This window comes from Jatrophihabitans cynanchi (assembly GCF_027247405.1).
Taxonomy (GTDB): domain Bacteria; phylum Actinomycetota; class Actinomycetes; order Mycobacteriales; family Jatrophihabitantaceae; genus Jatrophihabitans_B; species Jatrophihabitans_B cynanchi.
Genome location: NZ_CP097463.1, coordinates 360,346 through 383,447 on the forward strand (window position 1 = coordinate 360,346; position 23,102 = coordinate 383,447).

20 protein-coding genes are annotated in these 23,102 nt (G+C 72.4%); 4 read left to right on the forward strand and 16 right to left on the reverse strand.

Annotated features, from left to right (window positions below):
- Window positions 1-67: 67 nt before the first annotated feature.
- From rpsO to M6B22_RS01745, 4 genes are all read right to left on the reverse strand, one after another.
- On the reverse strand, window positions 68-337 hold the full coding sequence (gene rpsO / locus M6B22_RS01730; protein ID WP_269444045.1) for a 30S ribosomal protein S15: 270 nt from the start codon (window positions 335-337) through the stop codon (window positions 68-70).
- A gap of 130 nt (window positions 338-467) precedes the next feature.
- Window positions 468-1,115: a bifunctional 4-hydroxy-2-oxoglutarate aldolase/2-dehydro-3-deoxy-phosphogluconate aldolase gene (gene eda, locus M6B22_RS01735; RefSeq protein WP_269444046.1), complete on the reverse strand. Its 648-nt coding sequence runs from the start codon at window positions 1,113-1,115 to the stop codon at window positions 468-470.
- Entirely contained in the window at window positions 1,112-3,007 is a 1,896-nt protein-coding gene (edd, locus tag M6B22_RS01740) for a phosphogluconate dehydratase (RefSeq protein ID WP_269444047.1), read from the reverse strand. Before edd ends, eda begins: the two co-directional genes overlap by 4 nt.
- 201 nt (window positions 3,008-3,208) lie before the next feature.
- Window positions 3,209-4,159: a bifunctional riboflavin kinase/FAD synthetase gene (locus tag M6B22_RS01745; protein WP_269444048.1), complete on the reverse strand. Its 951-nt coding sequence runs from the start codon at window positions 4,157-4,159 to the stop codon at window positions 3,209-3,211.
- A 177-nt stretch (window positions 4,160-4,336) separates the two neighbouring features.
- On the opposite strand from M6B22_RS01745, the gene M6B22_RS01750 reads away from it, so the two are divergent.
- Window positions 4,337-4,903 (forward strand): hypothetical protein, encoded by a 567-nt coding sequence (locus tag M6B22_RS01750; RefSeq protein WP_269444049.1) that lies wholly within the window; start codon window positions 4,337-4,339, stop codon window positions 4,901-4,903.
- Between the two features lie 37 nt (window positions 4,904-4,940).
- Here M6B22_RS01750 and M6B22_RS01755 read toward each other — a convergent pair whose 3' ends face one another.
- Window positions 4,941-5,612 (reverse strand): hemerythrin domain-containing protein, encoded by a 672-nt coding sequence (locus tag M6B22_RS01755; protein WP_269444050.1) that lies wholly within the window; start codon window positions 5,610-5,612, stop codon window positions 4,941-4,943.
- Window positions 5,613-5,725: 113 nt separating this feature from the next.
- Between M6B22_RS01755 and M6B22_RS01760 the strand changes: the two genes are divergently transcribed.
- Entirely contained in the window at window positions 5,726-7,453 is a 1,728-nt protein-coding gene (locus M6B22_RS01760) for a BTAD domain-containing putative transcriptional regulator (RefSeq protein WP_269444051.1), read from the forward strand.
- A 1,571-nt stretch (window positions 7,454-9,024) separates the two neighbouring features.
- Here M6B22_RS01760 and truB read toward each other — a convergent pair.
- The 8 genes from truB to rimP form a co-directional block, all read right to left on the reverse strand.
- On the reverse strand, window positions 9,025-9,903 hold the full coding sequence (truB, locus tag M6B22_RS01765) for a tRNA pseudouridine(55) synthase TruB (protein WP_269444052.1): 879 nt from the start codon (window positions 9,901-9,903) through the stop codon (window positions 9,025-9,027).
- On the reverse strand, window positions 9,896-11,230 hold the full coding sequence (locus tag M6B22_RS01770; RefSeq protein WP_269444053.1) for an MATE family efflux transporter: 1,335 nt from the start codon (window positions 11,228-11,230) through the stop codon (window positions 9,896-9,898). The genes truB and M6B22_RS01770 overlap by 8 nt, the downstream gene beginning before the upstream one ends.
- An 8-nt stretch (window positions 11,231-11,238) precedes the next feature.
- Window positions 11,239-11,685, reverse strand: coding sequence for a 30S ribosome-binding factor RbfA (gene rbfA, locus M6B22_RS01775; RefSeq protein WP_269444054.1), 447 nt, complete (start codon window positions 11,683-11,685; stop codon window positions 11,239-11,241).
- 9 nt (window positions 11,686-11,694) lie between these two features.
- On the reverse strand, window positions 11,695-11,994 hold the full coding sequence (locus M6B22_RS01780) for a DUF503 domain-containing protein (RefSeq protein WP_407935584.1): 300 nt from the start codon (window positions 11,992-11,994) through the stop codon (window positions 11,695-11,697).
- Window positions 11,995-12,100: 106 nt separating this feature from the next.
- A complete protein-coding gene (infB, locus tag M6B22_RS01785) occupies window positions 12,101-14,896 on the reverse strand; it encodes a translation initiation factor IF-2 (protein ID WP_269444056.1) in 2,796 nt (931 codons plus the stop codon).
- A 94-nt stretch (window positions 14,897-14,990) separates the two neighbouring features.
- Entirely contained in the window at window positions 14,991-15,386 is a 396-nt protein-coding gene (locus tag M6B22_RS01790; RefSeq protein ID WP_269444057.1) for a YlxR family protein, read from the reverse strand.
- An 8-nt stretch (window positions 15,387-15,394) separates the two neighbouring features.
- The gene (nusA, locus tag M6B22_RS01795; RefSeq protein WP_407935618.1) at window positions 15,395-16,432 is read right to left on the reverse strand and encodes a transcription termination factor NusA; all 1,038 of its coding nucleotides are present in this window, start codon (window positions 16,430-16,432) and stop codon (window positions 15,395-15,397) included.
- A gap of 6 nt (window positions 16,433-16,438) precedes the next feature.
- Window positions 16,439-16,936, reverse strand: a complete 498-nt coding sequence (rimP, locus tag M6B22_RS01800; protein ID WP_269444059.1) for a ribosome maturation factor RimP — start codon at window positions 16,934-16,936, stop codon at window positions 16,439-16,441.
- 61 nt (window positions 16,937-16,997) lie between these two features.
- Between rimP and M6B22_RS01805 the strand changes: the two genes are divergently transcribed.
- The gene (locus tag M6B22_RS01805) at window positions 16,998-17,507 is read left to right on the forward strand and encodes a hypothetical protein (protein WP_269444060.1); all 510 of its coding nucleotides are present in this window, start codon (window positions 16,998-17,000) and stop codon (window positions 17,505-17,507) included.
- A complete protein-coding gene (locus M6B22_RS01810) occupies window positions 17,504-17,935 on the forward strand; it encodes a DUF4439 domain-containing protein (RefSeq protein WP_269444061.1) in 432 nt (143 codons plus the stop codon). Before M6B22_RS01805 ends, M6B22_RS01810 begins: the two co-directional genes overlap by 4 nt.
- A gap of 53 nt (window positions 17,936-17,988) precedes the next feature.
- Here M6B22_RS01810 and M6B22_RS01815 read toward each other — a convergent pair whose 3' ends face one another.
- Genes M6B22_RS01815 through M6B22_RS01825 form a run of 3 tightly spaced genes read right to left on the reverse strand, consistent with a single transcriptional unit; the run spans window position 17,989 to window position 23,046 of the window.
- Window positions 17,989-19,224 (reverse strand): GNAT family N-acetyltransferase, encoded by a 1,236-nt coding sequence (locus M6B22_RS01815; RefSeq protein ID WP_269444062.1) that lies wholly within the window; start codon window positions 19,222-19,224, stop codon window positions 17,989-17,991.
- Between the two features lie 40 nt (window positions 19,225-19,264).
- Window positions 19,265-21,304: an ABC transporter ATP-binding protein gene (locus M6B22_RS01820; protein WP_269444063.1), complete on the reverse strand. Its 2,040-nt coding sequence runs from the start codon at window positions 21,302-21,304 to the stop codon at window positions 19,265-19,267.
- A complete protein-coding gene (locus M6B22_RS01825; protein WP_407935619.1) occupies window positions 21,301-23,046 on the reverse strand; it encodes an ABC transporter ATP-binding protein in 1,746 nt (581 codons plus the stop codon). The genes M6B22_RS01820 and M6B22_RS01825 overlap by 4 nt, the downstream gene beginning before the upstream one ends.
- Window positions 23,047-23,102 lie beyond the last annotated feature (56 nt).

Here is a 23,102-nt window from a genome sequence, read left to right on the forward strand (position 1 = left end):
CGTCCGGCTGGGGATTGTTCAGTTGTGCGACGGGGGCGACTCCGGCTGGAGTCGCCCCCGTCAGGAGCTAGCGGCGCAGACCGAGCCGCTCGATGATCGAGCGGTAGCGGTTGATGTCGGTCTTGGCCAGGTAGTTGAGCAGCCGGCGGCGCTGGCCGACCAGCAGCAGCAGCCCGCGGCGGCTGTGGTGGTCGTGCTTGTGCTGCTTGAGGTGTTCGGTCAGGTCACTGATCCGGCGCGACAGCAGCGCTACCTGGACCTCGGCCGAACCGGTGTCGCCCTCGGAGGCGCCGTACTCGGTGATGATCTGCTTCTTGACGTCGTTGGCCAGCGGCACGGACGGCTCTCCTCGTGTTCGTCTTGCAGGGCGCCCCGTCGGTTTTCCTCACGACGGGAGTCAACGCACGCTGCGGCAGGCACTGCCGAAGCGTGCCCACGGCAAGGCTACCAGCGCCGAACGGGCCGCCCTAATTGGCAGGCCGGTCGGCGCCCCGTTCGGACGGGGGGCGCAGGGCCGCGGCGGCGCGGGCCAGCGCCTCGATCCGGGGCCAGTCCCCGGCCGCGAGAGCCTCGGCCGGGGCGAGCCAGCTGCCACCCACGCAGCCCACGTTCGGCAGCGCCAGGTACTGCGCGGCGTTCGCCGGGGACACCCCGCCGGTCGGGCAGAACCGCAGCTGCGGCAGTGGCCCGGACACGGACCGCAACAGCGCTAGCCCGCCGACGGCGGCGGCCGGGAACAGCTTGGCCTCGGTGATCTCGCGCTCGAGCAGGCGCAGCATGTCCGACGCGGTGGCCGTCCCGGCCAGGAACGGCAGCCCGCAGTCCTGCATCGCGTCCAGCAGCCTGTCGGTCGCTCCCGGGCTGACCAGGAAAGCGGCACCGGCGTCAGCAGCCTGCTCGGCCTGCGCTGTCGAGCAGATGGTGCCGGCGCCGACGGTCAGCTCGGGCACCTCGGCGACGATCGCCCGCACGGCGTCCAGCGCGGCCGCGGTGCGCAGCGTGATCTCGATGACGGGCAGCCCGCCGGCGAGCAGCGCCCGGGCCAGCGGCACCGCGTGTGCCACCTCGCGCACGGCGACGACGGGAATGACCGGCGCCAGATCGAGCACCCTCATCGCACTGGCCCCGCGAATTCGGGGACGGACCTGCTGAAGATCGACGCGCCGCGATCGGCCGGCCCGACCAGGCGGCGCATCGGCTCGAACAGCGCGCGGCCCAGGGTCGTCCCCGGCGGAGGCACCGCGGCGGGCTCGCGCGCGCGCAGTTCGGCCGCCTCGACGAGCACGTCCAGCCGGCCACCGCCGGCATCGACGCGGATCCGATCCCCGTCGCGGACCCGGGCGAGCGGGCCGCCGTCGGCCGCCTCGGGCGTGACGTGGATGGCCGCCGGCACGGTACCCGACGCCCCGCTCATGCGCCCGTCGGTGACCAGCGCCACCCGGTGCCCGCGCTGCAGCAGCACCGACAGCGCCGGCACCAGCTTGTGCAGCTCGGGCATGCCGTTGGCGCGCGGGCCCTGGAAGCGGACGACGACCACCACGTCACGGTCCAGCTCCCCCGCCGCGAACGCCGCGGCGAACGCGGCCTGCTCGTCGAACACCCGGGCCGGCGCCTCGGTCACCAGGTCGGCCCGCGCGATCGCGGACACCTTGACCACGCCCGTCCCCAGGCTGCCCCGCACCAGCTTCAGGCCGCCGTCGGGCAGGAACGGTGCGGCGGCGCCCGTCAACACCGTGCCGTCCCGGGACTCGTCCGGGGCGGGCTGCCAGCTGAGCGCCCCGTCGTCGTCCAGCTGCGGCTCGTTGCGGTACCGCGACAGCCCGGTACCGGCGAGGGTCGCGACGTCCTCGTGCAGCAAGCCGGCGTCCAGCAGGCTGCCGATCAGCACCGCGGTGCCGCCTGCCGCGTGGAAGGCGTTCACGTCGGCCGGGCCGTTCGGGTAGATCCGGGCGAGCAGCGGCACGACCGCGGACAGCGCGTCCAGGTCCTCCCAGCGCAGGTCGATGCCCGCGGCCGCCGCGATCGCGACCAGGTGCATGGTGTGGTTGGTCGACCCGCCGGTGGCGAGCAGGGCGACGACGGCGTTCACGATCGCCCGCTCGTCGACCTGCCTGCCGAGCGGCAGCCACTGCCCGCCGAGCGTCGTCAGCTCCGCGACGCGCCGGGTGGCCGCCCGGGTGAGCGCCTCGCGCAGCGGGGTGTTCGGTGCGACGAAGGCGGCGCCCGGCAGGTGCAGCCCCATCACCTCGACCACCAGCTGGTTGGAGTTGGCGGTGCCGAAGAACGTGCAGGTGCCCGGTGCGTGGTAGCTCGCGGACTCGGCGTCGAGCAGCTCGGCGTCGCTCACCTGCCCTTCGGCGTGCAGGCCGCGCACTTTCTTCTTCGCCGGGTTGGACAGTCCGCTCGGCATCGGGCCGGCGGGGATCAGCGCGGCGGGCAGGTGGCCGAAGTGCAGCGCCCCGATCAGCAGGCCCGGGACGATCTTGTCGCAGACGCCGAGCAGCAGGGCCGCGTCGAACACGTCGTGGCTGAGCGCGACGGCGGTGGCCATCGCGATCACCTCGCGGCTGAACAGGCTCAGCTCCATGCCCGGGTAGCCCTGGGTGATCCCGTCGCACATGGCCGGGACGCCGCCGGCGACCTGGGCGAGCGCGCCGGCGTCGCGGGCCGCCTGCTTGATGACGGCGGGGTAGCCCGCGTACGGCTGGTGCGCCGAGAGCAGGTCGTTGTAGGCGGTGACGATGCCCAGCTGGGCCCGCTCGGCACGGCGCAGTTCGGTCTTGGCCCCCGGGCCGCAGGCGGCGAACGCGTGGGCCTGGTTCGCGCAGCCCAGGCCGGCCCGGCGCGGGTGCGCCGGGTGCGCGACGGCGTCCAGCCCGGCGAGGTACGCCGATCGGGCGGGCCGGGATCGCTCGAGGATGCGGTCGGTTACCGCGCCGACCACCGGGTGCAGCGGTGTGTCGCCGGGCAGGCGGGCGGGCAGGGCGAGAGGGTGCGCTGTGGGCACGGTGCGGTTCCCGGGGCTCGAAGCGGACGGCTGGTGTCACCGCACTCCGTTGTGCGCCGGCGCCGCACCGGGATGAGCCGACGTGCTGACCGGCCGGTGTGAGCGCTGTCACCATCCAAGCGGTTGCCTGCCGCGGCTGGCAAAAGCGTTTACAGCCGGTGCCAGCCGGCCCTCAGCTGGGCCGCCGCCGCCGCGAGCGGATCAGTCGATGAGCGTGCGGATCTGCGCCACGTCCTCGTGCATCTGCGCGACCAGCGCGTCGACGCCGTCGAACTTGACCATGCCGCGCAGCCGGTGCGTGAACTCCACGCCGAGCGAGTGCCCGTACAGGTCGTCGTCGAAGTCGAGCAGGTGCGCCTCGACGCGGCGCTTGGTGACGTCGAAGGTGGGGTTGCTGCCGACCGAGATGGCGGACGTGCCCAGCGGCTCCGGCCCGACCGTGCGCCCGTCGCCGTCCAGCCGCCACACCCGCCCGCCGTAGACGCCGTCGGCAGGGATCGCCGTCCACGCGTCGGTGCGCAGGTTCGCGGTGGGAAAGCCCAGCAGCCGCCCGCGCTGATCACCGCGCTCGACGACTCCGTCGACGCGGTGCGGGCGGCCCAGTGCCACCGCGGCGCTCTCGACGTCACCGGAGAGCACGCAGGTGCGCACGTAGGTCGCCGACAGCGGCGTCTCGCCGTCACGCAGCAGCGGGATACCGATCGCCGAGAAGCCGAAGGCCTGCCCGAGCGACTGCAGCAGCGCCACGTCGCCGGCGGCCTTGTGGCCGAAGCGGAAGTTCTCACCCACGACCACGCCGACGGCATGCAACCGCTCGACCAGCGCGTGGTGCGCGAACGCGTTCGGGGCCATCTTGGAGAACTCGAGCGTGAACGGCAGGGCGCAGAACACGTCGACACCGAGTTCGTCGACGAGTTCGGCGCGCCGCACGATGGTCGTCAGCACCGGCGGGTGGGTGCCCGGGCGCACCACCTCCGACGGGTGCGGCACGAAGGTGATGAGCACGCTGGGGACGCCACGGTCCTTCGCCAGCTTCACCGCGCGGCCGATGATCTCGGCGTGCCCGCGGTGCACACCGTCGAACACGCCGATGGTGGCCACGCACTGGCCCCACCCCGGGGGGATCGCATCCAAGCCATGCCAGAACTGCACGAGCGAGCAGCCTACTTGCCCTCGCTGGGCACGGCCGCCGATCCCCCGGGACTCGCCCGATCGCACCACGGCGCGCCACTGTTGATCACCACCCTTTCGCGCGCTTCGGGGTCGGCAATAAGGTGCTGTTGCCGACGTCGCAAACACGCGACGTCCCACTGAATGTTTGGGGCCCCGATGGTTCAGTACAAGATGCCTATCCCGAGTCGTAAGGAATGGCAAACGCTGCGCGACAAGAACAAAGTGCCCAAGGGCGCTGCAAAGGTGAGTATCGGCGATGACATCGACGCGGTGCACAAGACCTTCGCGCTGGCCACGATGAGCGCGAACCAGAAGGCCACCGACAAGCTGGTCAAGGATCTGGACCTCTACATCGCCACGATCAAGAAGAAGTACCCGGCGTTCGAGGCTGTCGTCACCAAGGAGGTCAAGAAGAAGGCCGATTCCCATCTGCGTTTCGTGGCCGATCAGCTCAAGGCCAAGACCGAGTATTACCCGCGCTACTCCGCCGTGCAGACGACCTTCAAAGAGCTGACCGGCGGAAAGGGCAAGCCTAAGGACGTCGCCAAGGCGATGGAGCGTTTGCTCGGCTGCCTGGCCGCATTTGCACTGGTAGAGCCGGACAACTGGGACAAGAAGCGGCAGGGCCTGAATCGGGTCATGTCCGAATTCGAGCGCGCCGACGCGCTCACCGACGGTCACCGCCAGGTGTTCACCAAGCTGATGGTCGATCTCAAGCCCTGATCGCGAGCCGGGCAGCCCCGTCAGCCACACGTCCGGCTCAACGGCCGCCGTAGATGCGGGCGACCTCGTTGCCGTACTGCCGCTTGCCGACGAGCCGCCAGGCGATGCGGGCGGCCAGCGGCAGGTGAGACAGGAACTCGCGACGCTCGTGCGCATCCAGGCCGTCGAGGATCCAGCCGACCTGGATGAGCAGGCGGTCCTTGGGAATGCCGGCGCGGCCCCGGTCGGCGAGCTCGCGCCACTCGGCGACAGTGATGAATCGCTCGACGAGGGGCAGGACGTATCGCTCCTCGTCGGCCATGTGCTCGCACAAGGCGGCGTTCAACTCGTCGGCGAGCTCGGCGAACCGCTCGCGGGCGCGTGCGTCGCCGCTACCGGCGAACGCCGTGGCCAGGGGCTCGCCGCGCTCGAGCAGGTCGGCCACCCGTTCGTGCTGCTCCTCCGCACGCAGCACGAAGGCCTGATCGACGTCGACGCGGGTGAGCAGCTTGGGCCAGAGCAGTTCGTCCTCGCCCGTGTGGTGATGGTGCAGGCTGGTCGCGATCTCGGCGTAGAACCCGGCGATCACTTGCGCCCGGGCGCTGTCACCGGCAGCCACACCGCGGATCAGCCCCGGCAGATCGCCGAAGCCACGGCGGAACGTGTTGTGCACGACGATCATCTCGCGTGTGTCCGGGCGCCCGGCCGCGACTGCGGTGGCAATGGTCATGACAGATCTCCTTCGGTCTCGTCCGCGACGTGTGCCGCGGCGTCCTGTCACTGTCGCGCAGGGCACTTGCAGCCGAGTTGGAGACGGCTGCGGGCGCACTAGGCTGCCGCTTCATGGAAGGGGCACAGGTTCGGGTGCGCCTGCTCGGCACCTTCGAGGTGGACGTCGCGGGCCGGGTCATCGACGTCGGTGGCCCGCGCCAGCAGGCGGTGCTCGCGCTGTTACTCGTCCACCACGGCTCGGTCGTGCCGGTGGACCGCATCGTCCACGACCTGTGGCGCGGCGAGCCGCCACCACGGGCGACGGCCGCGCTGCAGGCCTACGTCTCGAACCTGCGCCGGCTGCTCGAGCCGGAACGCGCGCCACGTAGCCCGGCACGGCTCCTGGTCAGCGCCGCACCCGGGTATGCCGTCCGGCTGCCGGACGACTCCGTCGACGCGTGGCGGTTCGAAGCGCTGCTGCGCGCAGCCGGTACGACGACCGACCCGGGGCAGTCGCTCAGCGCGCTGCAACGCGCCCTCGCCCTGTGGTCGGGGCCGGCGTTGGCTGCCTTCGCCGCCGAACCGTGGGCCGAGGCCGAGGTGGCCAGGCTGGCCGAACTGCGCCTGCTCGCGCACGAGCGGCTGGTCGAGGCGCGCCTGCTCGCCGGCGCGGCGGCCGAGGCCGTGCTGGACGCGGAGGCGTTGGTGCGCGCGGCGCCACTGCGCGAGGAGGGTTGGCGGTTGTTGGCCATGGCGCAGTACGGCTGCGGCCGGCAGGGCGAGGCGCTGACCACCCTGCGGCGGGCGCGTGCCCGGCTCGCCGACGAGCTGGGGATCGATCCGGGCGCCGCGCTGATCGAGTTGGAACAGGACGTCCTGCACCAGCGCCTGCTGCTCCCCCGGGCGCATGCCGTGACGGGCACCGTGCCGTCCGAACTGCAACCGGACGTCGCCGGGCCCGACGTGGTCGCGCCGTTCGTCGGCCGTACGGCTGAGCAGGGCGCGCTCGTCGGGGCAGCGGACGCGACCCGAGGGGGTACCCCGGGCGTGGCGGTCGTGGTCGGCGAGCCCGGCGCGGGCAAGTCGGCGCTGCTGCACCGGCTGCGCCATGAGCTGCGCGAGCGCGGCTGGCGGGTCGCGTCCGGCCGCTGCCCGGAGTCCGACGGCAGCCCGGCCGCCTGGGCATGGGTTCAGGTCCTGCGCGGCCTCGCGTCCGACGTCGACCCGGGCACGTTCACGGCGCCACTCGCTGCGCTGCTGTCCGACGACGCGACGGCGCCCCGTCCGGAGGAGGCGTTGCGGGCCAGGTTCCGGTTGCATCGCGCCGTCACGGACTGGCTCGCCACCCTCGGCGACCGGCCACTGGCGATCATCCTGGACGACGTGCACCGAGCCGACACCGAGACCCGCTCGCTCGTCCGCAGCCTCGCCGAACGCCCCTTCGACGGCCGTGTGCTGCTGGTGCTGGCGCATCGACCGGAGCGCGAACCCGGGCTGGACGAGTTGCTGGCCGACCTCGCGGCGTCCCGGCCGGCGCGGGTCGCGCTCGCCGGCCTGGACGATTCCGCCGCCGCCGAACTGATCGCGGTCACGACCGGCGCGGAGCCGGACACCGAGACGGTCTCCGCCTTGACCGAGCGCACCGGCGGCAACCCGTTCTACCTGGTCGAGAGCGCCCGGTTGCTGGCCGGTGAAGGCGCCGTCGTCGCCCAGTCGCAAGTGCCGGCGGGCGTGCCAGGACGTCCTGCGCCGGCGGTTCGCCAGGCTGCCGGACGAGACCGTGTCGGTGCTGCGCCTGGCCGCCGTCCTCGGGCGCGACGTCGACATCGAACTGCTCATCGAGGCGGCCGAAGCCGGTGAGGACACCGTGCTGGACGCACTCGAGTCGGGCGTCCTGGCGGGCTTGCTGACCGAGCCGGGGCACGGTCGGGTTCGCTTCTCGCACGTCCTGGTGCGTGACGCGCTGTACGCCGGGGTGCCTGCGCTGCGCCGCGCCCGTTGGCACGCCCGGGTGCTTGCCGCACTGGAACGGTCCGGCTCGGCTGACAGTGCAGCGCTCGCGCACCACAGTGTGCACTGCGCCACCCCGTCGACAGCCGGGCGTGCCGCCGAGCACTGCTGCCGAGCGGCCGAGCACGCTGAGGCGCGGTACGCGTACGACGCCGCCGCCGCGCTGTACCGGCAGGCGCTCGAGTGTGTGGGCCTGGCGGCGGGCGATTCGGACGGCCGGCGGGTCCAACTGCTGGCCCGGCTTGCGTCCGCACTGATCCGGGCCGGCGCCACCGAGCCGGCCCTGGCCGTGCGCGAGGATCTGATCCGGTTGGCCCAATCGTGCGGCGAGGACGTGCTGGTCGGCGCGATCACCTCGTGGAACGTGCCCACTCCCTGGACGAATCGTGGCTACGGCACGGTCGATGCGAACCTGGTCGAGGTGATCGACCGGCTGCTGCGCACGGCTCGGCTGAGCGACGAGCAGCGCTGCCGGCTGCTGTGCGCGTTCGTCCGCGAGACGAGTTACAGCGGTGATGCGCGCACCGAACCGGCCGCCCGCGAGGCGGAGGCGCTGGCCGACCGGGTCGGCGCGCCCGAAGTGATCGCGCTGGCCATGATGGCGCAGGCAGAGGTGTACCTGGCCGACGTGCACCCGGATGAGCGCGACCGCATCCGGCGCCGGTTGCGCGCGGTGGCCGAGCCGAACGGGATGCTCGCGTTCACGCTTCTCGCCGACATCCTCGACGCCCAGTCGGCGTCCGTTCGGCTCGACCTGGACGAGCTCGCGCGGCGCGCCGAGTCCGCGCATGCGACCGCGCGGCGGTACCAGTTACGGCAGGCGCAGGTCGTGGCCGGCGCGCTGCACGCGATGCTCGCTCACCTACGCGGCGATCTCGCCGGCGCCGAGGCGGGTTACGAGCGGCTGCACGCCGAGCAGCGGCGCGCCGGGGCGGTGGATGCCGACGGGCAGTGGCTGCTCGCGCTCCTCACGGTGCGGCTGGACCAGGACCGGCTCGGGGAGCTGATCCCGGTTCTGCAGCAGGCGCACGACGCCGGCCTGGCTCAGGTGGACGACGCCCTCGCCCTCGCGCTGGCCACGGCCGGTGACATCTCGCAGGCGCGGTCGCTGCTGGCCGACCCGGCCCCGATCGCGCTCGATTACCTCTGGCTCATCTTCCAGGCGGTCCGGGGACTCGCCGCGGCCGCCACCGGCGCGACCGAACTCTGCGCCGAGCAGTACCGGGTATTGCTGCCGTATCGCGAGCAGGTCGCCGGCGCCGGCACCAGTGGCTTCGTCGTGTCACCGGTCGCACTCGTGCTGGGCCGGCTTGCGGTCGCCCTCGGTAACGCCGAGCAGGCCCGGCAGCACTTCACCGAAGCGTCCGCGGTCGCCACGCGTTGCGGGTCGGCGGTCTGGCAGGCCCAGTCGGCAGCCGAACTCAACCGGCTGGGGTGAACACGAGCACCGGCCGGGCGCGGCCGGCGTCCTCGGCGAGCAGGGCCGTGACGACGCCCTCGGTGGTGATCGCCGCGTAGGTGCCGGCGAGTCCGACCGGTTCTATCGCGCGCCCGTAGGACAACTCGCGCGCCTGGCCGGCACTGATGTCGCGGACCGGCATCGCGGCCCGCACCGCGGCCGGCAGTGGCAGCGTCACCGGGTCCTCGAGCGCGGCCAGTTCCTCCAGCGTGCGAGCCTGCTCGAGCGTGAACGGCCCGACGCGGGTGCGCCGAAGCACGGTCAGGTGGCCGCCCACGCCGAGCGCTGCGCCGAGGTCGCGGGCCAGCGCGCGGACGTAGGTGCCGGACGAGCAGGCGACCTCGACATCGACGTCCAGGATGCTGTCGATGCCGCGAAAGGCCAGTGCCACGAAGCGATCCACGGTGACCGGGCGTGCCGGCAGTTCGACCGCTTCGCCCTCGCGTACCCGCTTGTACGCGCGCTGCCCGTCCACCTTGACGGCCGACACCGACGACGGTCGCTGCAGAATCGCACCGGTCAACGGCACCATCGCAGCGCGCACGTCGCGCTCGCCGAGCGCGGCCGCCGATGCGGTGGCCACCACCTCTCCCTCGGCGTCGTCGGTCACCGTGCTCTGCCCCAGCCGGATCGTCGCGGTGTACGCCTTGTCGGCGAGGACGAGGTGGTGCAGCAGCCGGGTGGCGCGCTCCACGCCGAGGACGAGCACACCGGTGGCCATCGGGTCGAGGGTGCCGGCGTGCCCGACGCGCCGCGTCCGCGCGAGCCGCCGCATCCGGGCGACCACGTCGTGCGAGGTCAGGCCGGCCGGCTTGTCCACGATCACCAGCCCGTCAGTCACAGCTGCCCCCCGTTCCCAGGACCACCCAGCGGTCCCCTCGCGCGCGCCACAGCATGCCGACGAAGCGGACCACGATGAAGGCTGTCAGACCGGCCCAGACGCCGCCGATCCCCCAGTGCCAGTGCAGCGCCGCGACGTTCAGCGGCGCGAACGCGAACACCGCGGCGACGATCGTGATGGTGCGCAAGAAGGCGATGTCTCCGGCGCCGATCAGCACTCCGTCGAGCGCGAACACGATGCCGGACAGCGGCAGCATGCCGACGAACCACGGCCACAGCAGGTGGGCCTGGTGCAGCACAGCCGGCGCGGAGGAGAACGCGCGTGGCACCAGCCACCACCCGGCGGCGTAGAGCGCTCCGAAGGCGATGCCCGCGTACAGCCCCCAGCGGGACACCTGCAGCGCCATCCGCCGCGCGCCGGCCGCATCCGCCCCGCCGAGTGCCGCGCCCACCAGTGACTGGGCCGCGATCGCGAACGAGTCGAGCAGCAACGCGGTGAACTCCCACAGCTGCAGCCCGATCTGGTGCGCGGCGATCTGCGCGGTGCCCATCCGGGACGCGACCGCGGCGGCGGACAAGAAGGCGACCTGGAACGCGGCCGCTCGCAGGATCAGGTCGCGGCCGACGAGCACCTGGGCGCGCATGATCGCCCGGTCCGGGCGCAGCCCCCCGGCCGCGCGGTGCAGGGCACGCAGGAACAACGCCCCGCCGACGCCCTGCGCCACCACGTTCGCCAGCGCCGAGCCCGCCAAGCCCAACCCGGCCGGGTACACCAGCAGCGGCGAGGCCAGCGCCGACAGCGCGTTGGCGATCAGGACGATGCGTACCGGCTCGCGGGTGCGCTGCACGCCGCGCATCCAGCCGTTGCCGGCCAGCACGAGCAGCACGCCGGGCATGCCGATCACCGCGATACGGAACCACGACTCGGCGGCCGCCTGGGTGGCGCCACCGCCGCCGGCGAGCAGCCGGGTGAGCGGTCCGGCGACGGCCTCGCCGACCGCGACCACGAGCACGCCGATCCCCAGCGCGAGCCAGGACGCCTGCACGCCCTCGTTCACGGCCGCCTCGCGGCGGCCGGCGCCGAACCAGCGGGCAGCCCGCGAGGTCGTGCCGTACTCGACGAACGTCCCGACGATGGTCAGCAGCGCCATGAGTGCGGCACCGATCCCCAGCCCGGCCAGCGGGGTGGAGCCCAGGTGGCCGACCACGGCGGTGTCGACCAGCAGGTAGAGCGGCTCGGCGGCGAGCACGACGAACGCCGACACCGCCAGGCTCAACAGCCGCCGTGTGGACCGGTCGTCGATCCCCGGTGCGCCCGTGGTGCTCACCGGCCGGTCTAGAGCTCCGAGTCGTCGGTCTCGAGTTCGCGTGGCTTGCGGTACGGGTCGGCGTCACCGGCCGGCCGGGCGTCGCGCCGGGCCTGCTCGACCCGCGCGTCGGCCTCCGCGGCGACGGCGAGCAGCTCTTCGATGTGCTGGGCGGTCTCGGGGACGGAGTCGAGCACGAACGTCAGCGTCGGGGTGAAGCGCACCCCGGTCTGCCGCCCGACCTCGCTGCGCAGCACTCCTTTGGCCGACTCGAGCGCGATCGCGGACTCGGCGTGCGCGGCCTCGTCGCCGAACACGGTGTAGAAGATCGTGGCGTCGTGCAGGTCGCCGGTCACGCGCACGTCGGTGATCGTGACCATGCCGAGGCGCGGGTCCTTCACCTGGGTCTCGATCCCGATGGCCACGATCTGCTTGATCCGGCCCGCCAGCCGCCGGGCACGAGCTACGTCACCCACAACATCCTCCTAGTCGAGATCATCGTCGTCGAGCACGCGTTGCCGGCTCGAGAGCAGTTCCACCTCGGGACGGCCGGCGAGCAGCCGCTCGCAGGCCTGCAGGGTGTCCAGGACGCGCCCGTGTTCACCGCTGACCGTGCTCACCGAGATCTCGGCCCGCCGGTACAGCTCCTGCGCTCCGGTCTCGGCGGCCGCCACCTCGAAGCGGCGGCGCAGTTCGGCCACGATCGGCCGAACCACGCCGCGCTTGTCCTTCAGCGACCGGATGTCCCCCAGCAACAGATCCGCCACCAACACCCCGATTACCAACCCAGGCTCCCTAGAAGGCGACCCACCACGCGATGAGCTCCCCCGCAAGCGGGGAGGTACCCCCAGCGCGAACAGCCCGCGCGCGGCGCGACGAAGGAGCTTGCCGCTAGGCTCTCGGCTTCTCGCGCAGCTCGAACGTCTCGATCACGTCATCGACACGCAGGTCGTTGTACGAGCCGAGGCCGATACCGCACTCGTAGCCGTCGCGGACCTCGGTGGCGTCGTCCTTGAACCGCTTGAGCGAGTCGACGGTGAGGTTGTCGGCGACGACCACCCCGTCCCGGATCAGGCGCGCCTTGCTGTTGCGCCGGATCAGGCCGCTGCGCACCAGCGAGCCGGCGATATTGCCGATCCGCGGGACGCGGAACACCTCGCGGACCTCGGCGGTACCGAGCTGCACCTCTTCGAACTCGGGCTTGAGCATGCCCTTGAGCGCAGCCTCGATCTCGTCGATGGCCTGGTAGATCACCGTGTAGTACCGAACGTCGACACCTTCACGCTCGGCCGCCTCACGCGCCTTGCCCTCGGGCCGCACGTTGAAGCCGATCACCACCGCGTCGGACGCGATCGCCAGGTTGATGTCGTTCTCGGTGATGGCACCGACCCCGCGGCCGATCACCCGCAGCGAGACCTCGGACTTGTCCTCGCCCAGATCGATGTTCAGCAGCGAGTCCTCCAACGCCTCGACCGAACCGGACACGTCGCCCTTGATGATCAGGTTCAGCTGCTGCACCTCACCTGCCGCGAGCGCCTTGTCCAGGTCGTCGAGCGAGACGCGCCGGCGCGAGGACGCCAGCTGCGCGTTGCGCTCGCGCGCCTGCCGCCGGTCGGCGATCTGCCGCGCGATGCGGTCCTCCTCGACGACGAGGAACGAGTCGCCCGCGCCGGGCACCGAGGTGAGGCCGAGCACCTGGACCGGACGGGACGGTCCGGCGACGTCGACGGTGTCGCCGTTCTCGTCGAGCATGGCCCGCACGCGACCGAACGCGTCGCCGGCCACGACCGAGTCCCCGACGTTCAGGGTGCCGCGCTGCACGAGCAGCGTGGCGACCGGGCCGCGACCGCGGTCCAGGCGCGCCTCGATGACGATGCCCTGCGCGTCCTGGTCCGGGTTCGCCCGCAGGTCGAGCGCGGCGTCGGCGGTGAGCAGGATGCCCTCGAGCAGGCCGTCGATGTTGATTTCGTTGCGCGCGGACACGTCGACGAACAGCGTGTCGCCTCCGTACTCCTCGGCGACCAGGCCGTACTCGGTGAGCTGCTGGCGCACCTTCGCCGGGTTGGCGCCCTCCTTGTCGATCTTGTTCACGGCAACCACGATCGGCACCTCGGCTGCCTGCGCGTGGTTGAGCGCCTCGATCGTCTGCGGCATGACGCCGTCGTCGGCCGCCACGACCAGCACCACGATGTCGGTGGTGGCCGCGCCGCGGGCACGCATGGCGGTGAACGCCTCGTGGCCCGGGGTGTCGATGAAGGTGATCGGGCGGTCCGTGCCGTCGTGCTCGACGTGCACCTGGTAGGCGCCGATGTGCTGGGTGATACCGCCGGCCTCGCCCGCCTGCACGTGCGTCTTGCGGATCGCGTCGAGCAGTCGCGTCTTACCGTGATCGACGTGGCCCATCACGGTCACCACCGGCGGCCGCGCCTGCAGGTCACCCTCGACTCCTTCATCGGTACCGAAGGTCAGGTCGAAGGACTCCAGCAGTTCGCGGTCCTCGTCCTCGGGGCTGACCACCTGCACCTGGTAGTTCAACTCGGCACCGAGCAGCTGCAGCGTGTCCTCGTTGACCGACTGGGTCGCGGTGACCATCTCGCCGAGGTGGAACATCACGGTCACCAGCGACGCCGGCTCGCAGTTGATCTTGTCGGCGAAGTCGGACAGCGACGAACCGCGCGGCAGGCGCAGGATGTCGCCGTTGCCACGGGGGACCTGCACGCCGCCGATCGACGGCGCGGACATGTTGTCGAACTCCTGGCGCCGCTGCTTCTTACTCTTGCGGCCGCGAGCGGGACGTCCACCCTGGCGGCCGAACGCGCCGGCGGTTCCGGCGCCGCGACCGCGGCCACCCGGTCCGCCGGGTCGGCCACCGGGGCCGCTGCGGTACGGGCCGCCGCCGCCCGGTGCACCAGCGCCGGCACCGCCGCCGCCGGGGCCGCCGCGGAAGCCGCCACCGCCACCGCCGCCGCCGGGGCCGCCGCGGAAGCCGCCACCGCCACCGGGTCGGCCGGCGCCGCCGGGTGCGCCGGGGCGCCCGGGCGCACCGGGGCGCGCGCCGCCGGGACGGCCGGGCATCGAGCCGGGGTTGGGCCGCGGCGGCATCATGCCGGGATTCGGCCGGGGTCCACCGGGACCGGCCGCGCCGGGGCGCACGCCGGGACGCGGCGGCATGCCGGGGGTCGTCCCGGTACGGGGCACCGGCCGGGTCGCCGGGCTGCTGCCGCCGACACCGAACGGGTTGTTGGCGATCCGCGGGCCGGGCCGCGGGCCCGGGCTCGGTGCGGGCGCCGGGGGCGCCTCGGCCGACGCAGCGGCCGCCGCAGGCTGCTCGGCCGGCGCGAGCGGGGCCGGGGCGGGCGGGGCCGGGGCGGGCGGGACGACGGGCGCGGGTGCCGGGGCGGGAGCCTCGGCGGCGGGCGCGACCTCAGGGGCGGCCGGCGTCTCGGGCGCCTGCTCCGGCGCGGGGGCGGCAGCCTTCGTCGCCTTCTTCGCCGGGGCCTTCTTGGCCGGTGCCGGCGCCTCGGCCGGCGCGGGGAAGGCCTCGCGCAGCCGGCGCGCGACCGGCGCTTCGACAGTGGAGGATGCGGTCTTGACGTACTCGCCCATCTCGCCGAGCTTGGCGAGTGCGTCCTTGCTCGTCATGCCGAGCTCTTTGGCGAGCGCGGAAACGCGGATCTTGCCTGGCACGTGACTCCTTTGGGAGGGCCAGGCGCTACCGCTCGGCCCCGTTAGATGGTGGACGTACTCATTGCTGGCGCTTCATCGAGTGCCCATAGCTGCTTCACTCCTGCGGGATTCCGCTGGTGGACGTGCCGGGTGGCGCTGCGAGGTACTCACGGACCGGGGTCGGATCCACCGGACCGGGCACGCGCAGTGCCCGGGCGAAGGCCCGACGCCGCTCGGCGAGTTCGACGCACTCCAGGTCACGATGCAACCACGCACCGCGGCCGGGAGCGCGACGACGCGGGTCCGGGACGACAGGCAAGGCGACGGGCCCTCGGTCTCCCTCGGGCCTGGCGTGCGCCTGGCCGATCGCCCCCGACGTCACGACGACGCGGAGCAACTCGGCGGCCGAGGCTCGCTTCCGGCATCCGATGCAGGTCCGGACCGGGCGCGGTGTCGAGGACACCTGCCCGCGCTGCGCAGCATCAGACACCGTCGATGATCCGACGGCCATCGAAAAGTCTACTCCCTCGGCCCGGTGGGAGTGGGCCCCGCCGCCGGGGTGGTGTCGGTATCGGCCGCTTCGCCCTCGGCGTCGCTGTGGATGTCGATGCGCCAGCCGGTGAGCCGGGCGGCCAGCCGGGCGTTCTGTCCCTCGCGGCCGATCGCGAGGGACAGCTGGAAGTCCGGGACCACGATGCGCACCGACTGGGTGACCGGGTCGACCACCTCGGCCGACAGCGCGTGCGCCGGCGACAGCGCGTTGCCCACATAGGTGGCCGGGTCGGCGTGCCAGTCGATGATGTCGATCTTCTCGCCGTGCAGTTCGGCCACCACGTTGCGCACCCGCTGCCCCATCGGTCCGATGCACGCCCCCTTGGCGTTCAGTCCGGCCACCGACGTCCGGACCGCGATCTTGGTCCGGTGCCCGGCTTCGCGGGCCACGTCGATGATCTCCACGCTGCCGTCGGCGATCTCCGGGACCTCCAGCGCGAACAGCTTCTTCACCAGGTTCGGGTGGGTGCGGCTGACGGTCACCTGGGGGCCGCGCATGCCGCGCGCCACGCCGACGACGTAACAGCGCAGCCGGCTGCCGTGCGTGTACTCCTCGCCCGGCACCTGCTCGGACTGCGGCAGCACCGCCTCCACCTTGCCGATGTCGACCAGCACCAGCCCGCGCTGCGAGGCTTGCGCGTCGGCCTGGATCACGCCGGTGACGATGTCGCCCTCGCGGCCGGAGTACTCACCGAACGTCTGGTCGTGCTCGGCGTCGCGGAGCCGCTGCAAGATCACCTGGCGCGCGGTCATCGCCGCGACCCGGCCGAAATCGGTCGGCGTGTCGTCGTACTCCTCGACCAGCTCGCCGTCCGGACCGAACTCCTGCGCCCACACGACGATCTCGCCGCTCTTGCGATCGACCGCGACCCGCGCGTGCGGCATCGAGTGCGGCGTGTGCTTGTACGCGGTCAGCAGGGCGGTCTCCAGCGCGTGGACGAGCGTCTCGAACGGGATCTCCTTCTCCCGCTCGATGCTGCGCAGTGCAGTGATGTCGACGTTGATCACGGGTCAGTCTTCCTTCGCATCGGCGCGGCTGAACTCGACCTGAACCCTGCCGCGACCCAACGACGCCCAGCCGACCTCGCGCCGGTCGCCGCTGACGTCGAGCGTGACGCCCGCATCGTCGGCGGCCACGACGCGGCCGGTCAGCGTCGCATCGCCGACGCTCACCTCGACGAGGCGGCCGACTGCGCGGCGCCAGTGCCGCGGCTCGGTCAGCGGCCGGTCGACGCCGGGCGAGCTGACCTCCAGCACGTACGGGCCTGCGAACCCGCTGTCGTCCTCGGCATCCAAGGCCTCGGAGACGGCACGGCTGACCTCCGCGACGGCGTCCAGGTCGATCCCGCCGTCCGCGTCGACACTGACCCGGACCAGGCTGCGGCGCCCCGCGGACGTGACGGTGACGTCCTCGAGGTCGTAACCGATTCCCTCGACGACCGGCCGAAGGGTGTGCAGCAGGTGCTCGCGCGCGTTCGCTGCGGCTCTGCCTGCGGGGGCGGGCGCCATGCTTCGCTCCTGTCCTTCAGTTGTCGAACGACGAGCCTACTGGCTCTGCCAGACTCGGCACATGCACTCTCAGCCGGACGATCCCGGCGGCCCGTCCCGGCGCGCGTTCCTGATCGCCGGCGGCACCGCGGTCGTCGCCGGAGCCGGCGCCGGGGTCGGCGTCGAGTTGTCCCGGCACGAGCCGCGTCCCCGCGCGTCCGCGCCACCTCCCCCGCCACCGGCCGAGCTCGTCAACGCCCTGGCGGCCGAGCGTGAGCTGATCGCGACGTTGGACGCCTCGATCCCCACGGCGCCGCAGGTGCGCGAGCGACTGACGCACATCCGGGCCGACCACGCGGCGCACGAACGGGCGCTGGCCGCAGCCGTCCGGCAGGTGTCGGGGCCGAGCACGGCGCCGACTGCGTCGGGAACGCCCGCGGCGGCGCCGATCGGGGCGGCCGAACTGGCGGGCGCCGAACGCGGGGCCGCGCAGGCGGCGGCCGCACGCGCCGCCCGGCTGACCGGCCGCAACGCGGTGCTGCTCGCCTCGATCGCCGCCTGCGAGGCGACCCATGCGGAGCTGCTGAGATGAGCGATCTGGTCGCCGCGTGGCAGGCGGCGCTGGCCGCCGAGTACCGGGCGGCGTTCGGCTACGGCGTGCTCGGCGCGCATCTGCACGGCAGCCCACAGCTGGGGCTGGCGATCAGTTGCTCCGACGCGCACGAGGCGTTGCGCGACTCGACCGCCCAGGCGATCGCCTCGGCCGGGCTCACGCCGGTGCCGGCCACCGCCGACTACCCGGACGTCTACCCGGTGGACGACGCGGCCGCGGCGCGCGCGCTGGCCCCGCGGCTGGAGGACGACTGCGCCGCCGCGTGGCGCTACCTGTACGCGGTGGCTGCCGCGACCAGCGGCCCGCAGGCGAGCGGGCTGCGCCGCAGCGCCCAGGTGGCACTGACCGCGAGCGCGGTGCGGGCGACCCGCTGGCGCGGCACGACCGATCCGTTCCCGGGCCTTTGACCCGATGTGGCAACCTGCTGCGTCGTGGCGCCGCGGCGGGTTGCCCCATCGGCTCAGATGTGAGTGCCGTGGAACGGTGCACGGTCGGTGAGCAGGGCCAGCTCCAGCCGGCGCAGCGCATCCGGCGAACCACCGGCCCGGCCGGCCCGGGCCAGGGTCGCCAGCCGGGTACCGCCGAGGCAGATCGCGCCGAGCGCACCGACGCCGAGCTCGATGTCGGCGACCCGCTCGGTTCGGGTGCAGGTGGCGCCCTCCGGGCCGCCGCGCAACAGGTACCGCCCGTCGCCGAGCAGCGGGTCGGTCACCTGCAGCACGACCTCGACCTCCAGCGGGTAGCTGCGGCCGCCGAGCAGCGCGGCCACGTCCAGCGGCCGGACCCACATGCCGTCGCCGATGTGCAGCGTCTCGACCCGGCGCGGGTCGGTGAGCAGGTGCGGCAGCGGATCGTCCAGCGGGACTGCGTAGCTGGTGATCGTGCCGACGAGGTCCATGCCGAGGAGCGTCTGCCACAGCGCGGCGTGCGCCTCCGCCGTGACCGGCACGTAGTCGACCAGCTGGCACTCGTGCCGCGGGTCGCCGTCGCCCCAGTCGGGCTTGATCCGGTACGAGACGTAACCGTCCGGGTGAACGAGATGGAACAGCCCGGACGCGCCGCGGCGCTGGTACTCGCGATCGAGCAGCAGGAACTGCCAGCGCCGCTCGTCCCGGCCCAGCGCGCCCGGGGTCGTCGCGCGCCACCGCTCGTACAGCTCCGGCAGCACGTCGCGAGCCCGATCGGTGCTGAGCCGCCGCACCGCACCGGCGTCCACAGGGACCGCCAAGTGGCCGCGCAACCGGTCGATCGACGCGCGGCGCACCGAGGAGGCGACGCCGAAGCCGAACCGCCCGTAGATGCCTGCCTCACTCGCACCGAGGACGGTGGCGGCGTAGCCCTGCTCGGCGTGCGCACGCAGCTGGTGCTCGATCAGGGCGCGCAGGATCCCGCGCCGGCGGTGCGTGATCTCGACCGAGACCCAGGTGATGCCCATGGCCGGGAGGTCGCCGCCGGGCACGGCCAGCTGCAGCGGCACCTCGGCACTGACCGCGACGATGCTCCCCCGCCGGCCAGGCACCCGTTGGTGAGCGCACCCCGACTCGCCGTCGACGGCGACCATGATCCGGGCCGGGTCGATGTCGAGTGCGGCGTCAGCCAGCTCCTGCGCGGAGTAGTGGAAGCCGAAGCTGGCCCCGTCGAGTTCGGCGACCGCGGGGAACTCCTCGACCCGCGCGCGCCTGATCCGGATGTCCACGGCCACCGAGTCTGCCCGAGCGGGCAAGCCGATTCACCGCTCAGCCCACCGGCACCGGTACCTCGCCATCGAGGTCGCCGGGCGCCTGCGCGAACTGCACCTGGTACAGGTCGTAGTAGGCGCCGCGCGCGGCCAGCAGTTCCTCGTGGGTGCCTTGCTCGAGGATGCGGCCGCCGTCCATCACCAGGATCAGATCGGCATCGCGGATGGTCGAGAGCCGGTGCGCGATCACGAAGCTGGTGCGGTTGGAGCGCAGCGCGGCCATCGCGTGCTGCACCAGCAGCTCGGTGCGGGTATCGACCGAGCTGGTCGCCTCGTCGAGAATCAGCAGCGACGGCTCCGCGATGAACGCGCGCGCGATGGTCATCAGCTGCTTCTGCCCGGTGGACAGGTTGCTGCTCTCCTCGTCGATCACCGTGTCGTAGCCGTCCGGCAGGGACTGGACGAACCGGTCGACGAAGGCGGCGCGCGCCGCGGCCAGGATCTGTTCCTCGCTCGCCCCCGGGCGGCCGTACGCGATGTTGTCGCGAATCGTTCCCCCGAACAGCCAGGTGTCCTGCAGCACCATGCCGATCTCGCCGCGCAGGTCGTCGCGGCGCATCGTGGTGATGTCGACTCCGTCCAGGGTGATCCGGCCGGCGTCCAGTTCGTAGAAGCGCATGATCAGGTTGACCAGCGTCGTCTTGCCCGCACCGGTGGGCCCGACGATCGCGATGGTGTGTCCGGGCTCGGCGACCAGCGAGAGGTCCTCGATCAGCGGCGCGTCGGGCGAGTAGCTGAACGCGACGTGCTCGAACTCGACCCTCCCCCGTCGGCCAAGCCCTTGTTGACGGGGGGAAGCCCACTCCGGCTCGTCGACCGGACGGGCGGGGTGGACGGGGTCGGGCGTCTGCTCCGGCGCGTCGAGCAGGTCGAACACCCGCTCCGCGGACGCGACCCCGGACTGCAGCAGGTTGGCCATCGAGGCGACCTGGGTGAGCGGCTGGGTGAACTGCCGGCTGTACTGGATGAACGCCTGCACGTCACCGAGGCTCATGGACCCGGACGCCACCCGCAGCCCGCCGACGACCGCGATCGCCACGTAGTTCAGGTTCCCGATGAACATCATCGTCGGCATGATGATGCCGCTGATGAACTGGGCGCCGAAGCTGGCCTGGAACAGCTCCTCGTTCTTGCGGTCGAACTCTGCCTGCACCTCCCGGTGCCGGCCGAAGACCTTCACCAGCTCGTGCCCGGAGAACGCCTCCTCGATCTGCCCGTTGAGCTGCCCGGTGTTCTTCCACTGCGCGATGAACTTGCCCTGCGAGCGCTTGGCGATCGCCTTGGTGACGACCATCGACACCGGGATCGTGACCAGCGCGATGACCGCGAGCACCGGGGAGATCACGAACATCATGGTGACCACGCCGACCACGGTGAGCAGCGAGGTCAGCAGCTGGCTCATCGTCTGCTGCAGGCTCATCTGGATGTTGTCGATGTCGTTCGTGACGCGGCTCAGCAGCTCGCCGCGCGGCTGCCGGTCGAAGTAGGGCAGCGGCAGCCGGTTGATCTTGTCCTCGACGTCCGAGCGCAGCCGGCGCACCGCGGTCTGCACCACGTCGTTCAGCAGCCAGCCCTGCAGCCAGGACAGCAGGCTGGCGCCGACGTACACGGCGACCGCGAGCAGCAGCACGTGCGCGAGGTCGGTGAAGTCGATCCCGACGCCGGGCGTGGGGTGCGCCGTGGCCAGCAGCTGGGCACGGTTGTCGTCACCGCTCGCGCGAGCCTCGGCGATCGCCTGCTGCAGCGAGATGCCGCTGGGCAGCCGGCTGCCGAGGAACCCGGTGAAGATGACGTCGGTGGCGCGACCGAGGATCTTCGGGCCGATCACCGCCAGCGACACGCTGCCGACCGCGAGCAGCAGCACCAGCAGCACCTTGGCGCGTTGCGGCCTGAGCCGGCCCACCAGCCGCTTGGCGGACGGGCCGAAGTTCATCGACTTCTCCGCGGGCATCCCGGCCGACATCCACGGCGGGCCGCCGCGGCGTGCCTCGGCGCCCTGGATGCGCTTCGGGACGACCTTCCCGTTCGGCGCGCTCACGCCCGGGCCCCGGTCGTCTGTTCGGCCGAGAGCTGCGACCCGACGATCTCGGCGTAGGTCGGGCAGCCGGCGACGAGCTCGTCGTGGCGCCCGATACCCGCGACCGCGCCGTTGTCGAGCACGATGATCTGGTCGGCGTCAATGATGGTCGACACCCGTTGCGCCACCACGATCACGGCGGCATCGCGCGTCACCGGCCGCAGTGCGGCACGCAACCGGGCGTCCGTGCCGAGGTCGAGCGCCGAGAACGACTCGTCGAACAGGTAGATCTGCGGCTTGCGCACCAGCGCACGGGCGATCGCCAGGCGCTGCCGCTGGCCGCCGGACACGTTGGTGCCGCCCTGCGCGATCGGCGCCTGCAGACCTTCCGGCGTGGCCGCGACGAAGTCCTTTGCCTGCGCGACCGTCAGTGCCTCCCACAGCTCGTCGTCGCTGGCCGCCGGGTTGCCGTAGCGCAGGTTGCTCGCCACCGTCCCGGTGAACAGGTAGGCCCGCTGCGGCACCAGCCCGAGCGTGCTCCACAACAGCTCCGGGTCGAGGTCGCGCACGTCGACGCCGTCGACCAGCACCTGCCCCTCGGTCGCGTCGAAGAGCCGGGCGATCAGCGAGACGAGGGTGGTCTTGCCCGAGCCGGTACTGCCGATCACCGCGGTGGTGCGGCCGGCCTCGGCGCGGAAGTTGATGTGCTGCAACACCGGCGCCGCCGCCCCCGGGTACGCGAAGCCGACGTCGCGGAACTCCACCTGGCCGCGCCCGCGCAGCGTGCCGACGGGCACGGCCGGCGGCGCGATCGACGGCTCGGTGTCGAGCACCTCCTGGATGCGCTCGGCGCACACCGCCGCGCGCGGCACCATCATCAGCATGAAGGTGGCCATCATCACCGACATGAGGATCTGCATCAGATAGCTCATGAACGCGGTGAGCGAACCCACCTGCATCTCGCCGGAGTCGACGCGCGAGGCACCGAACCAGAGCAGGGCGACGATCGAGATGTTCAGCACGAGCATCACGGACGGGAAGATGCGCACCATCAGCCTGCCCGCGCGCAACGCCGTGGCGGTGAGCTCGTCATTCGCCTCGCCGAACCGCTCGGCCTCGACCGGCTCGCGCACGAAGGCGCGTACGACGCGGACCCCGGTGATCTGCTCGCGCAGCACCCGGTTCACGACGTCGATGCGTTCTTGCATCGCGCGGAACTGCGGCACCATCTTGCGGATGATCAGCCCGACCGAGATGGCCAGCGCGGGCACGCTGACGGCGACCAGCCAGGACAGGCCGACGTCCTGCCGCACCGCCATGATGATGCCGCCGACGCACATGATCGGCGCCGCGATCATCATCGTGCAGGTCATCACCACCAGCATCTGCACCTGCTGGACGTCGTTCGTGTTGCGGGTGATCAGCGACGGCGCGCCGAAGTGCGACACCTCGCGGGCGGCGAACCGGCCGACCGTTCCGAACAGTGCGGCACGCACGTCACGGCCGAAGCTCATCGCGGTGCGGGCCCCGAAGTAGACCGACACGATGGAACAGGCGATCTGGGCAAGGCTGACGGCGAGCATCCAGGCACCGATGCGCATGATGTAGCCGGTGTCGCCGGTGGCCACGCCGTTGTCGATGATGTCCGCGTTCAGGCTCGGCAGGTACAGCGCCGCGATCGTCCCGAGCAGTTGCAGCACCACGATCGCCAGCAGCCAGCGGCCGTACGGGCGCAAGAAGGTGCGCAGCAGTCGGGTCAGCACAACGACCAGCATCCCCCGCGCCGCTGACAGCGCGCGTACACAGCACTGGCATTTCG

What these genes read in the sequence shown, in the direction of transcription:
- rimP (WP_269444059.1), bottom strand. Translation starts at nt 16,936, where the DNA reads ATGGCGCCCGCCCCCGCAGGCAGAGCCGCAGCGAACGCGCGCGAGCAC.
- eda (WP_269444046.1), bottom strand. Translation starts at nt 1,115, where the DNA reads ATGAGGGTGCTCGATCTGGCGCCGGTCATTCCCGTCGTCGCCGTGCGC.
- M6B22_RS01760 (WP_269444051.1), top strand. Translation starts at nt 5,726, where the DNA reads ATGGAAGGGGCACAGGTTCGGGTGCGCCTGCTCGGCACCTTCGAGGTG.
- M6B22_RS01810 (WP_269444061.1), top strand. Translation starts at nt 17,504, where the DNA reads ATGAGCGATCTGGTCGCCGCGTGGCAGGCGGCGCTGGCCGCCGAGTAC.
- M6B22_RS01790 (WP_269444057.1), bottom strand. Translation starts at nt 15,386, where the DNA reads ATGGCCGTCGGATCATCGACGGTGTCTGATGCTGCGCAGCGCGGGCAG.
- M6B22_RS01755 (WP_269444050.1), bottom strand. Translation starts at nt 5,612, where the DNA reads ATGACCATTGCCACCGCAGTCGCGGCCGGGCGCCCGGACACACGCGAG.
- M6B22_RS01805 (WP_269444060.1), top strand. Translation starts at nt 16,998, where the DNA reads ATGCACTCTCAGCCGGACGATCCCGGCGGCCCGTCCCGGCGCGCGTTC.
- M6B22_RS01750 (WP_269444049.1), top strand. Translation starts at nt 4,337, where the DNA reads ATGGTTCAGTACAAGATGCCTATCCCGAGTCGTAAGGAATGGCAAACG.